The following is a 15,239-nucleotide window of genomic DNA, read 5'->3' as shown; positions in this document are numbered from 1 at the left end:
AGCACACCCGCAGCGCAGTCCCAGGGTTTCAGGTCAGGAGCCCACAGCGCGTCCGAGCGGCCGCCGGCGACGCGGGCCAGCGCCGCGGCGGTGCTGCCCCCGCGCCGGAGCCCGCCGACGCGTGCCACGAGGGCGTTCACCGTGCGGCCCGCTGAAGCGGTGCGTCCGTCGGGGGCCATCTCGACCAGGGCGCGGGCCAGGTCGCGCTTGCCCAGCAGGGGAACGGGGTCCTCGTTGGCCACGGTGCCGCCGCCCAACCGGGCCTCGGTCAGCACGCCCACCGCCGGCTCGGACACCACCCCGACCAGCAGCGTGCCACCGGGCGCGGCGGCGGCCACGCCGACCGCCCAGTCCGGCCGTTCGTAGAGGTAGTCGACGCCCCCGCCGATCGGGTCGACGATCCACCGCACGTCGGTGTACCCCGCGGTGCTCCCCTCCCGACCGAGGACACCGTCGTTGGGCCGCTGCCTGTTCAGGACCGCCCGGATGGACCGGTCGGCTTCGTGGCGCGCTTCGTCGATCAGGACGTGGAGCGCGGTGTCGTCCTCGCGGAACAGGCGGTGCGCGCGGTGGCGCCAAAAGGCGGCGGTGCGGCCTCCCGCCCGTGCGGCGGTGCGGGCGACGTTCAGTAGCTCGTCGAGGTCGAGAGCGCCGTGGCGTGAGGTCGGTGATGTGTCGGTCATGTGGGGTCCTGGAGTGGTCGGCCCGCCGGTCGAGCGACGGGGTGACCGGGCCGCCACAGGCGCGCCCAGCCACCGTGGTGGTGGGGCCGGCGCCTGCTCCACCGACCTACCGAGGAACCGATCGGACGACACGATCACCGCGGTCCGATCGACCCTGGAATACCCCACCCGCGACGGGCGAACCCTTGCCCGAGGGGGCGCCGGGCAAGTCCTATGGTGCGGTCGGTCGTGGGCGTGTGACATGCAGGCAGGCCGCGGTCATGAGCAGCAGGCAGCCCGCGAAGGCCAGCGGCAGGTGGACGGCTGCTCCGCCGACCACCAGCGCGATGCCGAGCAGCGCCGCCCACGCCCTGGTCGAGGTGCGGTGCGCGGGGCGCGGGATCGTCGGCCGACCGGAGAGCGCGCGGGCCAGGAGCGGGTCGGTGGTCTCGAGCCGGCGTTCGATCCTGCGGAGTTGGCGGCGTTCGTACCGGGTCACCGGTCCTCCTTCCCGCGACATCAGTCGTCGTGCTTGGTGTCGCGGTCGGTCGGGGCGAGGTACTTCTCCGTGATTGGGTCGACGCCGGTGTCGTCCTGGTCCCGGTTGAGCACGGAGTAGTGGGATTCGGCGCGCATCCGTTCGACCATGTGCGGGTAGTGCAGCTCGAACGCGGGTCGTTCGGAGCGGATGCGGGGCAGTTCGGTGAAGTTGTGCCGCGGTGGCGGGCAGCTGGTGGCCCATTCCAGCGAGTTGCCGAAGCCCCACGGGTCGTCGCGGCCGGCGGGTTCGCCGTAGCGGTAGCTGCGGAAGACGTTCCAGATGAACGGCAGGGTCGAGGCGCCCAGGACGAACGAGCCGATGGTGGAGATGGTGTTGAGACCGGTGAACTGGTCGCTCTGGAGGTAGTCGGCGTAGCGGCGCGGCATGCCCTGGTTGCCCAGCCAGTGGTGCACCAGGAAGGTCAGGTGGAAGCCGATGAACGTGGTCCAAAAGTGGATCTTCCCCAGCTTCTCGTCCAGCATGCGGCCGGTCATCTTGGGGAACCAGAAGTAGATGCCCGCGTAGGTGGCGAACACGATCGTGCCGAACAACACGTAGTGGAAGTGGGCCACGACGAAGTAGGTGTCGGTGACGTGGAAGTCGATCGGCGGCGAGGCGAGCAGGATGCCGGACAGGCCGCCGAACAGGAACGTCACCAGGAACCCGACGCTGAACAGCATCGGTGACTCGAACGTCAGCTGCCCCTTCCACATGGTGCCGATCCAGTTGAAGAACTTGATGCCGGTCGGGATGGCGATGATGAACGTGGACGCGGCGAAGAACAGCAGCAGCACCGCGCCGGTGGCGTACATGTGGTGCGCCCACACGATCACCGAGTACAGCGCGATCGCGATCGTGGCGTACACCAGGCCCTTGTAGCCGAAGATCGGCTTGCGGGAAAACACCGGGAAGATCTCCGAGACGATGCCGAAGAACGGCAGTGCGATGATGTAGACCTCGGGGTGGCCGAAGAACCAGAACAGGTGCTGCCACAGGATGACCCCGCCGTTGGCCGGGTCGAACACGTGCGCGCCCAGGTGCCGGTCGGCCAGCAGGCCGAGCAGGGCGGCGGTCAGGATCGGGAACGCCACCAGCACCAAGATCGAGGTGATGAGGATGTTCCAGGTGAAGATCGGCATCCGGAACATGGTCATGCCCGGCGCGCGCAGGCAGATCACCGTGGTGATCATGTTGACCGCGCCGAGGATCGTGCCGAGGCCGCCCACGACCAGGCCGGAGATCCACAGGTCGGCGCCCACGCCGGGGCTGTGGATCGCGCTGGACAGCGGTGTGTAGGCGGTCCAGCCGAAGTCCGGCGCGCCGGCGGGCGTGAGGAACGAGCTGACCGCGATCAGGCCGCCGAACAGGTACAGCCAGTACGACAACGCGTTGAGCCGCGGGAACGCCACGTCCGGCGAGCCGATCTGCAACGGCAGGATGAAGTTGGCGAACCCGAACACGATCGGGGTCGCGTACAGCAGCAGCATCACCGTGCCGTGCATGGTGAACAGCTGGTTGTACTGCTCGTTGGACAGGAACTGCATCCCCGGACGCGCCAACTCGCCGCGCATCAGCAACGCCATTAGCCCGCCGGCCAGGAAGAACGCGAACGACGTGGTCAGGTACATCAGCCCGATCATCTTGTGATCGGTGGTGCGGAACAGACGCAGCAGCGCCGATCCTTTGAGACGGGGCCGGGCGGCCTCTCGGGGGACGATCGGGGTCGGTTTGAGCGTCGTCATGACCATCCTCGACTCACAGGGGCGGTGCACGGGCCTACCGGCGCCACCGACCGCTTCCACACTCCGCACTGGAAATCGGACCGCCGGCGACGCGCCCGACTACCCCGTTCCGGCCCGCTCACACGTCGTTGTCCGCGATCCACCTGCCCGCACCGAACCGACGCGCCCACGACGAGTTCCACTCCCGACGAGCGGGCCACCGCCGGGTCGAGTTCAGCACCGCCGCGGCTCCCGGTGGTGTCGACCGACGTGGTCCCCCGCGAACCCGCTGCCGGAGTGCACCCGACTCGGTGGACCGGGCGCACCCGGCACGTCGCCCGGGCTTCCTCGGTCACCGGCACGACAACCGCCCCGGCGGTCGACGTCGCCCGGCACCTCATGCGGCCCGGGACAGCGCGGTCAGCGGCGCGGTGGCGTACGGCACCAACCGGCGGGTCAGGTCGGCCTGCGCCTGGCCGGTCGACCCGTACCCGGCATCGGGATGCCCTGCGCCGTGCAGCAGCACATCGACCCAGCGGGCCACCGCCCGCGGCCCGGGAAGGACGTCCGAGCCGAACCACGCCTGCACGATCAGGTCCTCGCCGCTGTGCGTCTCCACCGCCACCGCCCAGCCGGTGTGCTGGTCCCACAACAGGGCTGCCCCGCGGTCCGGGAAGGCCGGAAGCCTGCGGTCCAGTTCCAGGAACACGGTCGCGGACCCTTCGGCCTGCACGTACGAGCGATCAGAGGTGAGCCCCAACTCGTGGGTGACCGACCGCGCGTAGCCGCGCAGCGCCCTGACCAGGAAATCGCTGAACTGCGATGTCATCGTGCGTCGCCGCCTTCGCTCAACCATCGAGTGAACGCGCCGGCTTCTTGACGCACTGGTTCAGTACCCCGCACAGGGCGACGAAACCACCCATCCGGGTGACGCACCGGGTGGGTGACGTCGGAACGTCGCCGCCCGACCTTCGGCGCCGCTCGGCAGTGAGGGGGTGCCCGTTCGTGCTCGCACCGACGGGTGCGGCGCCACACGGCCCACGACCCGCGTCATCACCGTGACCGCGCCAATCCGCGCATCGACCTGACCGTCGGGCGGTGTTCGCGGTGCCCAGGGCGGGGACGGTCCGGTCGGCCCGCCGACGCGGCCGGAGCAGTCGAAGCACATCGGTCGCGATCGGTGCGACCACCCGTCGCCTGCTGGTCAGGTGCCGGTCGGATACCCGCGCCAAGCCCCGGTCGACCGGTCCGTGGCGCGAATCCACCGCCGGTACAACGCCTGATCGGCTCGTCCTCGGTGCAGTGCCGCCGGTCCCCGTGGGCTCGCACGTCCGGGTTGGGGTGCCAGGCGGCGTCGTACCCCGCTGGGCGTCGACCCGCCGGGCTGTCGTCGGCCGGGCAGCCGTCCTGGCCGGTCGGTGTCGTGCGCTCGACATCGGGCCGGCGCGGCCACCGGATCGACCACGGGTGCGCGGGGTGACGGAGGGCACTCCGGACAGGGAACACCGGGGGTGCGCGGTGCCGTTGTACGGAGTGGTCGGTGCGGTCCGTGTCCCCCGGGCCTCACCAACAACGCCTTCGCGGAACACCGTTCGGCTGGAGCCGCGTCGAGCCACTCGCCGAGAGGCGACCGCCGTACCGACCCCTATCCCCTCGACCCGCCCCCGGCCGCTTGCCTCCCCCCCAGCGCGGCCCGGGGCTGCCCGCCTCCGGCCGCACCTCCCCCCAGGGCGACCGGAGGCCGCTTCTTCTCCGGCTGTGCCGGCACGCACCCGCCCGGCACCCCGGCGCCGGAATCGGGGTGCTGCGCGGTGGACCCGCAGACCTGCCGAGCTCGGTCATCAGCAGCACGACCGACCGCGGGTCGACCGGCCGGCCCCGGCCGTCCACCGCGCCCTGTGGCTGGTACCGCGTCGGCCCGTCCGGTCCTGGTGCGCGGTGGTGCCGGAGCGGTCAGCGGCGCTCGCGCGGCGCGGCGAGTCGTGGCCACAGGTGCGCCAGGGTGGCGGCTCCGGCGAGCAGCACGTCGACCGACACCCGTTCGTCGCTGTCGTGCCACCGGTCCTCGGGCAGACCGGTGCCGAAGAACACCACCGGCACGTCCAAGGCGCGGGGCCAGCAGTTCGGCGGGCCCGCCGCCGGCGTTGCCCATCCGGCCCGGCGGTGTGTCGAACCCCTCGTGCACGGCGGCCGCGAGCGCGTCGAGCGCGGGGTGGTCCTCCGGGGTGCGGTACGGCTCCCTGACCGGCTTCCTCCGCGACGGTCAGCTCGTAGTCGACGTCGTCACCGATGTTGTCCGCGACCCAGCGCCGCAACTGCCCCGGCCACGGCGGCGACCGTCTGGTCCGGCACGGTGCGGATGCTCAGGTCGGCGGCCGCGACCGCCGGGATCGCGCCCGTCGGTGGTCCGACCGGGTCGCCCGCGACCACGGTCAGCACCTCGACCGCCGGCCGGGCCCACAGCCGTTCCAGCACCGTGTACCCCACCTCGCCGCCGATGCTGCGGGTCTCCGACCTGGCCAGCCAGTCGTCGTCGCTGAACGGCAACGCGTCCAGGTCGGCCCTGGTGCGCTCGGAGGCCTCGACCACGTCGTCGTAGAACTCGGGCAGGGTGACGCGGTCCTTCTCGTCGTGCAGCCGCGCCAGCAGCCCGGACAGGTCCAGCACGGGGTTGGGGGCCGGTCCCGACACCGCGCCGCTGTGCACGTTCGCGCAGCGGGCCGCGCACCTCCAGGTGCGCGGTGAGCATGCCCCGCACGCCGGTGCAGATGGCGGGGTGGTCGGCCCGCCACAGCGGGGTGTCGGAGAACACCACCAGGTCGGCGTCGAGCCGGTCGCGGTGCTCCTCGATCACCTGGGCGAAGTGCGGCGACCCGGCCTCCTCCTCCCCCTCGACCAGGAACTTGAGGTTCACCGCCGGGGCGGTGCGACCGGTGGCGGCCAGGTGCGCCCGGACACCCCACAGGTGGGCCACCACCTGCCCCTTGGCGTCGGAGGTCCCCCGCCCGTACAGGCGGCCGTCGCGCAGGGTCGGCTCGAACGGCGGTGTCTCCTCCCACTGCCCGTCCTTGGCGGCGCGCACGTCGTGGTGGCTGTAGACCAGCACCGTCGGCGCGCCGGGCGCCTCGCACCACTCCGCGTAGACCGCGGGCCACCTCGTCGCCCCCCAACTCCTGCACCACTGGGAAACCGACATCGCGCAGCGCCCCGGCCAGCCACTTCGCTGACCGGGTCAGGTCGACGTCGTGCTCGGACTCCCCCGCGACCGAGCGCAGGCGCACCCACCCGATCAGCTCCTCCACTACCCGGTCGCCGTGGTCGGCCAGGTAGCCGCGCAGACCAAACGGACCTCGGCCCAGACGGTCTTCCGGTCGGCGTCACGTCCATGTCCCCAGTTGACCGACAGCCGGTTGACCACCAGCAAGCCGCGACCGTGTTCGGGCGCGGCCAACCTCCCGAGAACCGGTAGCCGGCTCGGGCTGCCGTCGCCCACCTCGATCCGCACGAGATCGCGGTCGGGCAACCGGCACATCCGCAACCGCCGCGGTGCCCGGGCATGCCGATAGGTGTTGTCGACCAATTGCGCGGCGACGACCTGGACGTCCACGAGCCGATCGTCACCGGCCTCGGCCGCCATGCCGGCGGCCAGTCCCATCAGGGCCGCCGTGGGTGGGCGACTGTCGGGAAGGTCGAGCTCGACGCTCTCGCGCGGAAGATCGACAGTGTTCACTGCACGCCCTCGATGCCTGTGACCTCACAAGGCACAGATACGGCGCCGTATACCCGGCGGGGTTGCTCCGTTCCGGCTGACGGTCGTCGCCGCGTGGTCGTCACCTCCGCGACACGGGTGGCCGGGGTTGGTGTGACGGTCGGGGTCCTTGGGTCGCCAACGTGCCGCCCGCGTCGACTGTGCGTGTCCACCCTTGGACGCGCGGTGTCGGAACGCCTCCCTGGGTTGGACGCGGTCCGCCGGCGGACCGCGTCCGGGAGCACTCTCTCGCCTGGAAGGCATCCCATGACCTCGTTGTCCGATCCCGCCACGCGCGTTCCCGGTTCCAGACCGGGCAGTGACTTCGCGCGTCCGACCCGTGAGGTCGAGGAGGCGGGCCGACCTGCAACGCGGCCTCCGGCCACGGGCGGCCGACCTCGGGCCGCCACACGGCCTGCGGACTGGAGATCGGCGGCACGACCGCTTCGGCCGGCGGGAGCGCGAAGAACAGGAACGCCTTGCTGGGCGGGCTCAACCACCAGGTCAAGCACCACCTGATCCCGCACGTGCCCCGCCCCCGACCCGCACCGCGCCCAGCCCATTGCCGAGGACTTCTGCGCACGGCGCGGCATCCCCTTGCAGCAAGGCGACCATGCGCGACTCCTACGCCGAGGTCGTGCGCCACCTCCATGACGCCGGCGCACCCTGCGGCAGACCGCATCTCCGGTCCCGCGGCAGTGACCGGGACCGACCCACACGATCGTCTTCTTGGGGACCGAGGGATCCTCACGCCCACTGGTAAGGGCGGCTGGGCAGGCGGTCTGCCGCGCCGCAGACGGCGAACCGGTCGCGGACGGGTGGTGCGGACACCTGGTTCGGCCGGCAGCCGGCTATCGAGCGATGGTGTCGTCGATCAAGGCCTGGGCGACGTGGTGGAGCTTGGTGTTGGTGTCCTGGGAGAGGCCGACCAGGATGGCGAAGGCTTCGTCGGCGGTGCAGTGGCGCTGGCCCATGAGGATGCCCTTGGCCTGTTCGATGACTTCCCGGCGGGGTACGGCCTGACGGAGCTGGTCGTTCTCGGTGAGCAGGGCGCGGTGCGTCCGGCGCAGTCGTGCCAGCGCCGTGGTGAGGCTGCGCAGCTGCCGCGGGTGTTGCCACTGCCCGTCGAGGGCGTCGATCTCCGGTGCCGCGCAGAGGTCGGTGATGTCCTCGACGTGGTGGATGATGCCGATCACCCGCCGGTCCTGGCCGAGGATCGGCATGTTCAGCGGGCTCCACACCTTCCTCACGAAACGCGTGCGGTCGGCCGGGTCGGGCACGTCGTAGCGCTGGATGCCCATGTAGTGCCGCTGCTTGCTGTGGAGCACCTGCTGGAGGGACGTGCTCAGGTTGGCCCGGCCGTCGGCTTCGGGGTTGGCCGGGTCGTCGGGGAAGACGTCGAACAGGTAGGCGCCCCGCAAGTCCTCCTCCGTGGTGAGGGTGGCCTGCTGGTAGGCGGGGTTGGCGGCGCGGATGCGCAGCTCCGGGTCCAGGATCAGGTACGGCGCGGCCGTGGCGCGGAAGACCGGGTCGACGCGAAGCGTGTCCAGTGCGCGTTGATTGGCCAAACCCGTTCCCTTCACGACCGCCGGACCTGCACGTGCCGGGCACGAATACCGGCCGGTAAGACGGGACCGCGACGGCACGTGGCAGGCCGGGTTCCGCCTGCATCCTCCCACGGTGCCACACCCGGCGTCCTCTTCCACCAGCGACGACATCGTCACACGACCGCGCTCACGGACGGCAGGGGGACGCTGCCACCGGTCGGGTGGGTGCTCGTGCCGCCGGTCGGGGTACTGGTTCGGCAGCGCAGGGCGTTGAGCGCGACGGGCTGGTCGGGGCTGCTCCTGTCAGGGCCGCCTCAGGCCGGCTACCGGCGGGTCCGAGCTCGGACTTCTCGTCGCGGCGGTCGCCACTGTGGCGGTGTGGGGCGACGCCCCTGCGCCGACGGTGGCGCCGGTTGGTCGTGTGCCCGCCTGGGTCTACGGTGGGGCGCCGGGCTGACCGGTGCGCCTTGAAACCCCAGGGCGGAACCGTGAGGCGGTCCCCGAGTGAGCAGCGAGAACGATCCCGAGCCGCTGGTCCTGGGCTTGACGACCGAGCAGATGCCTCCCCTGGTGCAGGTCCGGCAGTGGACGGCCACCGCGCTGGCCGACCTGGACGAAGACCACCTGCAGACGGTGTTGCTGATCAGCACCGAGTTGTTGACCAACGCCTACGAGCACGGCAGCAGCCCCTACGGCGTCCGCCTGCGCCGCGGCCGAGTGCCGTGCCGGGTGCGGATCGAAGTCGACGACACCTCGCCGGAGCAGCCGGTGGTCGGACGCTCCCGGATCGCCGACACCCGCGGCCGGGGCCTGATCATGGTGGACAAGCTGTCCTGGAAATGGGGCGTCTCCCCTCTGCCCGGCGGCGGCAAGACCGTATGGGCAACCGTCTCCTGTGACCAGGAAGGCTGGACCCCCTGCGCGGGCAACGGCTGAACTCTTTGCGTTCGACCGTGTACCCGCAGCTCACGGCTGGGGAGAACCCTGCCGGCCCTGCCCCACTGCCTCTGCGACGCCGGCACGATCACCGGCTGGAAGTCGGTTGATCCCAGGAGCCCCGAGCGGGTGGGCACGGTTGGCGGGGTGACGCTCCTTCGGGTGCGATCGAGCGGTGAGGTCGCGTGAGAAGTCGGTCGACCCGTCAGCACAGATCGATCAACTGCGGGAAGCGCTGTCCACGCAGCCGGTGATCGAGCAGGCCAAGGGCATGCTCATGCTCGTGCGTGGCTGGACGGCGGCTGAGGCGTTCGACGCGTTGCGCGAGATCTCCCAGCACACCAACATCAAACTGCACGACGTGGCCGGCATCATCGTGGCGTCCGGTAGTCGGGAGCAGCCGCCCCTGCCCGACCGCGACACCGTTCAGGCGGTGTTGGCGGAGATCCGTCGCTCCGTACTGGGGGAGTCGATCGGATGACGCGCGACCCACACTGCCCGACCGATGGCTCCTTGATCGCTTCCCGCCTTGACCTCTGCGAAACCCGCGGTCGCATGGAGTCGCAGCGACCGGTCGGGCTCGAGTGAGCGGGCCGCCGGAGAACTCACACACCGGATCCTAGACCAACCACCGCCACCAGGCGCCCGGACACCACCCCGACCCACGCTTCACCGATCGACACAGCCAGCGAGCTCGCTCCTACCCCACGCAATCGCACACACCCAGCCGATCACCACGCACAGTCGTCGAACCGAAGCGATTCCCCTGCACGCACACCCACCCGACGACGGGCTTGCACCAACGACACCCAGCCCTGCTCCACCGAACGGCGGAACCAGGTCAAACCCGTTCTCGCGGATTTCGACACCATCCCGACCGCACACCACCTCGGCACCGTCACCGCTCAGCGACGCCACCACCGCAGCACCGGTCACAGCAGGCACCGACCCACCAGGCGCTCCGGCGAGCGCGACCTTTGACTGACTTACGAAGACCTACGGGGTCAGGAGCGTAATTCCGCCTAGGGTTACGAATCATCTATTTGACGTTCTTGTTGACCTCGCGGCTGATCGTCGACACCGCACGTTCCAGCAACGCGGCGATCGCATTGCAGAATCACCGGCACACAGCCGGCCGTGAGATCTCCTCCCGCTCGACCATGGTCAGGCTTCCGACGCGGTCCCTGCGGGGCTCGGGAGCGATCCCTCCGTGATGTTTGAGGACGGTGAACACCGAGCCGGGTGGCTTGCCGATCTGGCGGGAGATGATGCTGATCGACTCCCCGGCCCTCCCGCTCAATCCAGGCACGCATGAGCTCTGCGGCCGGCCAGTGGCCGCGGCATGCCGCCTCGTCCAGCACCGCAATGCCACCGCGCTCCCGCAACGGATCGGCGCCCCGCGCAGGCAGGAAGGCTGGGACGTCGACGTGCACCGGATCATCGTCCGATGTCACAGCCGTGTGGTCCAGGCGGTCGGCGCCGCGTACGGCTCGCCGAGCCGGTGCCAGTGGAGCCTCTGCCGCGGCCTAGGCGCCTGCTCCTGCACGGGAGGAGCGGTCGCGGCGAGCAGGGCCACCGTCACGGCCGCCAGCTCCTCTTCGGTGGGCTCGCCCTTGAGCACCTTCAGGAACGGGGTCATACCGGCTGGTTCCCGTGCTTGCGAGAAGGCAGGGATGCGTGCTTGGCGCGCAGCGCCTCCAGTCCGTCGATGAGCACGGCACGGGTGTCGGCCGGGTCGATGACGTCATCCACCAGGCCGCGCTCGGCCGCGTAGTAGGGGTGCATCAGCTGCTGCTGGTACTCCTTGATGCGCTGCGCTCGGGCCACCTTCGGATCGGGGGCCGCAGCGATCTCGCGGCGGAACACCACGTTCGCCGCGCCCTCCGCGCCCATCACCGCCACCTCGTTGATCGGCCAGGCGTAGGACAGGTCGCAGCCGATCGACCGGGAGTCCATGACGATGTACGCGCCGCCGTACGCCTTGCGGACGATCACTTGAATGCGGGGTACGGTCGCGTTGCAATACGCGTACAGCAGCTTCGCGCCGTGCCGGATGATGCCGCCGTGCTCTTGATCGCTGCCGGGCAGGAAACCCGGCACGTCCACCAGCGTCACCAGAGGGATCGAGAACGCGTCGCAGTTCTGCACGAACCGGGCCGCCTTCTCGGAGGCGTGGATGTCCAGCACACCCGCCAGCGAGGCGGGCTGGTTGGCCACGATGCCGACCACGTGCCCATCCAGCCGGGCGAACCCGCAGACGATGTTGGTGGCCCAGCCGGCGTGGACCTCGAACAAGTCGCCGTCGTCGACGACCTCCTCGATGACCGCCCGCATGTCGTAGGCGCGGGTGGAGTCCGCGGGCACCAAGTCCAGCAGTCGGTTGTTGGCGCGGTCCCGCGGGTCGGACGACGCCACCGCCGGGGCAGGCTCCCGGTTGTTCGACGGAAGCAGCGAGATGAGGTGGCGGACGTCCTCGAGGCACTCCTGCTCGGTGTCGTAGACGAACTGCGCCGCGCCGGAGACGGTGCCGTGCACCTCCGCACCGCCCAGTTGGTCATGGCTGATCCGCTCGCCGGTGACCGCCTGCACGACGTCGGGTCCGGTGATGTACATCTGCGAGATGTCGCGCACCATGAACACGAAGTCCGTCAGCGCCGGGGAGTACGTCGCGCCGCCCGCGCACGGCCCGAGCATCACGCTGATCTGCGGGATCACCCCGGAGGCGCGGACGTTGCGGCGGAAGATGCCACCGTACCCGGCCAACGCCGTGACGCCTTCCTGGATGCGGGCGCCCGCGCCGTCCGACAGCGCGACGATCGGCGCGCCCGCCGCCTCGGCGAGGTCCATCACCTTGTGGATCTTCTCGGCGTGCGCCTCGCCCAGCGACCCGCCGAAGATGCGGAAGTCGTGGGCGTAGACGTACACGGTGCGCCCGTGCACCTTGCCCCACCCGGTGACCACGCCGTCCGTGTGCGGCTTGCGCTCCTCCAGCCCGAAGCCGGTCGCCCGGTGCCTGCGCAACTGCTCGACCTCCCGGAACGTACCCGGGTCGAACAGCAGGTTCAGCCGCTCGTGCACGGTCAGCTTGCCGCGTGACCGCTGCGCGTCGGTCGCCTTGGGCGACGGCCCGAGCCTGGCCGACTCCTTCATCGCTCGCAGTTCGGTCACCCGTGACCGCAGATCGGTGCGGTCGGTGGAAGTGGAAGCGTCGTTGGTGATCGTCATGCTCCCTCGATCTGTGCAGGTGGTGGGAAGTGGCCGGCTTCGATGAAGAACTTCACGTAGGCGCGGAACAGCTCCTCGGTCACGGTCGGGCAGTCGATGCCGCTCCCGTCGAGCGCGACCGCGGTGTCGGTGACGTCGATGGGTGGGTAGAAGGACGCGCTGTCGGCGGTCATCATCCGGAAGGCGTCGAGCAGCGGGACGAGCGCGTTGTCGCGGTCGGCGGCGACGGCGGCGAACCACTGGTCGGGGTCGCGGTCCGCGATGGTGTAGCCGAGGGACCGCAGACGGCGCACCAGGTCCGGCAGTTCCACCCGGTGCTCGTTGTAGAGGTGGAACGTGCGACCCGACGCCCGGCGGGACAGCTCGACGATCGCCGAGCTGACGTAGTCCACCGGCACGAGGTGGAAGTAGCCACCGACGCCCGCGGGGGCCGAGCCCGCCTGGATGATGCCCTTGAGGCTGAGCCACACGAAGTCGCGCGTTTGGCACGCGCCGTTCGCCTGGTCGCCGGAGATGACGTCGACCCGGTACACCGATACCGGGATGCCGCGGTCCCGGGCCAACCCGACGACCTGCTCGGACACCCACTTGGTGCGCAGGTAGCCGCTGGGCAGGGCCTCGGCGGGCCCGGTCGGGGCGCTGGTCCGCAGCGCCGCGCCGTGCGGGTTCGCGCCGGCGAAGACGCCGACGGTGGAGACGTGGTGCACCGGTACGGTGCGGTGCCGGGCGGCCAGCCGCAGCACCTCCCGGGTCCCGCCGACGTTGGCCTCCTTGAGGTCGCCGTACGGCCTCAGCCAGTGCACGGTCGCGCCTGCGTGGTAGACGACGTCGACCGTGCGTGCCAACTCGTCGAACAGCTCCTCCCCCAACCCGAGGCGCGGCTGCGCCAGGTCGCCGGTGCGCACGACGAGGCGGCTCGGGTCGACCTCGTCCCACACGCGGTAGTACTCCAGGTTCTCCCGCACGCGGCGCAGGCCGTCGATGTCGTCGGCGGCGCGGACCAGGCAGTGCACGGTCGCCTTCGTGGTGCGCAGCAGGTCCCGCAGCAGGAAGGCGCCGAGGAAGCCGGTGGCGCCGGTGAGGAAGACGTGCTGCGGGTCGTCGACGACGGTCACCACCGGCTCGACGGGGCGGATGTCGTCGTCCAGCACCACGTCCGCGGTGTAGTCCTCGCGGTCCGCCCGGTCGCGGGACGGGAGGAGCTGGGTGTGCAGGAACGCGGCGAGCGCGGCGGGTGAGGGGTGGTCGAACACCAGCGTGGGCGGCAGCGCGGTGGCGCACCGCGCGGCGAGCCGGTTGCGCAGCTCGACCGACACCAGCGAGTCGAAGCCCAGGTCGCCGAACGCCTGGTCGGGACCGATGCGCTCCGGTGAGGCGTGGCCGAGCACCGCGGCGGTCTCGGTGAGCACGACGTCGACCAGGAACAGCCGCTGCTCGTCCTCCGCCAAGCCGTGAAGCGTGTCGGCCAGCGCGGTGTCGGCGGTCTCGTCGTTGCGAGCGGTCGCGCGCGGCGGGGTGCGGACCAGCCCGGACAGCAGCGGCGACATGCCCTGCCCGCGGAGTGCGGCCAGGTCCAGCGGCGTTGCGACGACCGCCGGTGTGCCGGTCCCCAGCGCGCGGTCGAGCAGCGCGGGGCCGACGTCCTGTGCGATCGGCAGGAAGCCGCCGCGGGCGATGCGTCTGCGGTCGGTTTCGTCCAAGTGGCCGCTGATGCCGCCCTCCTGCTCCCACAGGCCCCACGCGACGGACGTCGCGGGCAGGCCGAGGGCGGCGCGGTGCTCGGCGAGCGCGTCGAGGAACGTGTTGGCGGCGGCGTAGTTGGACTGGCCGGGACCGCCGATCACGCCCGCGACCGAGGAGAACAGCACGAAGGCGGTCAGCTCGCGGTCGCGGGTCAGCTCGTGCAGGTGCCAGGCGGCGTCGACCTTGGGCCGCAGCACGGCCGAGAGCCGCTCCGGCGTCATCGAGGCCAGCAGCCCGTCATCGGCGACACCCGCGGTGTGCAGGACGGCCGTCACCGGGTGGGCGTCGAGCAGCGCTGCCAGCGCAGCCCGGTCGGCCACGTCGCACGCCGCCACGGTCACGTCCGCGCCGAGGCCGGTCAGGTCGTCGACCAGCGCGGTCGCGCCGGCGCTGTCCAGGCCGCGCCGACTGGTGAGCAGCAACCGTGACACGCCGTGCTCGGCGACCAGGTGCCGCGCGAACGTCGCGCCCAGCGACCCGGTGCCGCCGGTGATCAGGACAGTGCCGGCCGGGTCCCACACCGGGTCGGCTGCCGGTGCCGGCGTCCGATCCAGCCTCGGCACGAACAGGCGCCCGCCGCGCACGGCCAACTGCGGCTCGCCGGCGTTCACCACGCCGCCCAACGCCTCCAGCGACGCCTGGTCGTCGTCCGCGTCGACCAGCACGACCCGGCCCGGCGCCTCGGACTGGGCGGAGCGCACCAGACCACACACCGCCACCGCGCCGAGGTCGACGAGCGCCGGGGTGGGCGCGGTGGCGCCGCTGGTCAGCACGACCAGCGGCGTGCCGGTGAGCCGGTCGTCGGCCAGCCAGCGGCGCAGCACGTCGAGGGCGCGCGCCGCCACCTCGTGCGCGGAGGCGACGGTATCCGCACCGGGGGCGGACGCGAACGGGGCGAGGACGGCGTCCACGGGCTTGTCCGGGTCCGCTGCGGCGGCCGGGTCGGTGAACCGCTGCGGGTCGAGCACGTCCACGTCGAACGGGCCGGACTCCAGCACGCCCCAGCGCACCGCGCGCCCGGGCAGCGACACCGGCCGCCACACCACCCGGAACAGGGCGTCCTGGCCGCGCACGCGGGCCCGCGCCAGGACGTCGGCCGCGCGGGGCCGAGCCAGC

13 protein-coding genes and 2 pseudogenes are annotated in these 15,239 nt (G+C 71.4%); 2 read left to right on the top strand and 13 right to left on the bottom strand.

Going from position 1 to position 15,239, the window contains the following annotated elements:
- The 9 genes and pseudogenes from ACFQ3T_RS26345 to ACFQ3T_RS26305 all read right to left on the bottom strand — a co-directional run.
- Window positions 1–683, bottom strand: a 683-nt coding sequence (locus ACFQ3T_RS26345) for an inositol monophosphatase family protein (protein WP_380726954.1), incomplete at its 3' end; no start/stop codon positions are given.
- A gap of 211 nt (window positions 684–894) precedes the next feature.
- A complete protein-coding gene (locus ACFQ3T_RS26340) occupies window positions 895–1,161 on the bottom strand; it encodes a DUF3040 domain-containing protein (protein WP_380726952.1) in 267 nt (88 codons plus the stop codon).
- A gap of 20 nt (window positions 1,162–1,181) precedes the next feature.
- Complete coding sequence (gene ctaD, locus ACFQ3T_RS26335; protein ID WP_380726950.1) at window positions 1,182–2,945, bottom strand: aa3-type cytochrome oxidase subunit I; 1,764 nt, start codon at window positions 2,943–2,945, stop codon at window positions 1,182–1,184.
- A gap of 376 nt (window positions 2,946–3,321) precedes the next feature.
- Window positions 3,322–3,753, bottom strand: a complete 432-nt coding sequence (locus tag ACFQ3T_RS26330) for a DUF6292 family protein (RefSeq protein WP_380726948.1) — start codon at window positions 3,751–3,753, stop codon at window positions 3,322–3,324.
- Window positions 3,754–4,877: 1,124 nt separating this feature from the next.
- On the bottom strand, window positions 4,878–5,030 hold the full coding sequence (locus ACFQ3T_RS26325) for a hypothetical protein (RefSeq protein WP_380726946.1): 153 nt from the start codon (window positions 5,028–5,030) through the stop codon (window positions 4,878–4,880).
- 177 nt (window positions 5,031–5,207) lie between these two features.
- Window positions 5,208–5,615: a peptidase dimerization domain-containing protein gene (locus ACFQ3T_RS26320; protein ID WP_380726944.1), complete on the bottom strand. Its 408-nt coding sequence runs from the start codon at window positions 5,613–5,615 to the stop codon at window positions 5,208–5,210.
- A gap of 136 nt (window positions 5,616–5,751) precedes the next feature.
- Window positions 5,752–6,120, bottom strand: a pseudogene (locus ACFQ3T_RS26315) (M20/M25/M40 family metallo-hydrolase); the annotation flags it as partial.
- Window positions 6,121–6,225: 105 nt separating this feature from the next.
- Window positions 6,226–6,654: an ATP-binding protein gene (locus ACFQ3T_RS26310; RefSeq protein ID WP_380726942.1), complete on the bottom strand. Its 429-nt coding sequence runs from the start codon at window positions 6,652–6,654 to the stop codon at window positions 6,226–6,228.
- Window positions 6,655–7,523: 869 nt separating this feature from the next.
- Window positions 7,524–8,240 carry an ANTAR domain-containing protein gene (locus ACFQ3T_RS26305; protein ID WP_380726940.1) on the bottom strand — a complete coding sequence of 239 codons (717 nt, stop codon included), beginning with the start codon at window positions 8,238–8,240 and terminating at the stop codon, window positions 7,524–7,526.
- Between the two features lie 483 nt (window positions 8,241–8,723).
- Here ACFQ3T_RS26305 and ACFQ3T_RS26300 point away from each other — a divergent pair, with 483 nt between their 5' ends.
- Entirely contained in the window at window positions 8,724–9,155 is a 432-nt protein-coding gene (locus ACFQ3T_RS26300) for an ATP-binding protein (protein WP_380726935.1), read from the top strand.
- A 175-nt stretch (window positions 9,156–9,330) separates the two neighbouring features.
- On the top strand, window positions 9,331–9,636 hold the full coding sequence (locus tag ACFQ3T_RS26295) for an ANTAR domain-containing protein (protein ID WP_380726933.1): 306 nt from the start codon (window positions 9,331–9,333) through the stop codon (window positions 9,634–9,636).
- Between the two features lie 558 nt (window positions 9,637–10,194).
- Here ACFQ3T_RS26295 and ACFQ3T_RS26290 read toward each other — a convergent pair.
- From ACFQ3T_RS26290 to ACFQ3T_RS26275, 4 genes and pseudogenes are all read right to left on the bottom strand, one after another.
- A pseudogene (locus ACFQ3T_RS26290) lies at window positions 10,195–10,263 on the bottom strand (hypothetical protein); the annotation flags it as partial.
- A 342-nt stretch (window positions 10,264–10,605) separates the two neighbouring features.
- Complete coding sequence (locus tag ACFQ3T_RS26285; protein ID WP_380726931.1) at window positions 10,606–10,794, bottom strand: acyl-CoA carboxylase epsilon subunit; 189 nt, start codon at window positions 10,792–10,794, stop codon at window positions 10,606–10,608.
- Window positions 10,791–12,380, bottom strand: a complete 1,590-nt coding sequence (locus tag ACFQ3T_RS26280; RefSeq protein ID WP_380726929.1) for an acyl-CoA carboxylase subunit beta — start codon at window positions 12,378–12,380, stop codon at window positions 10,791–10,793. The genes ACFQ3T_RS26285 and ACFQ3T_RS26280 overlap by 4 nt, the downstream gene beginning before the upstream one ends.
- Window positions 12,377–15,239, bottom strand: a 2,863-nt coding sequence (locus tag ACFQ3T_RS26275; RefSeq protein WP_380726927.1) for a thioester reductase domain-containing protein, incomplete at its 5' end; no start/stop codon positions are given. The genes ACFQ3T_RS26275 and ACFQ3T_RS26280, both read right to left, overlap by 4 nt.

Origin of the sequence: Saccharothrix hoggarensis, assembly GCF_042678885.1 — a bacterium.
Classification (GTDB): Bacteria; Actinomycetota; Actinomycetes; order Mycobacteriales; family Pseudonocardiaceae; genus Actinosynnema; species Actinosynnema hoggarensis.
This window is presented reverse-complemented; position numbering and strand designations above follow the sequence as displayed.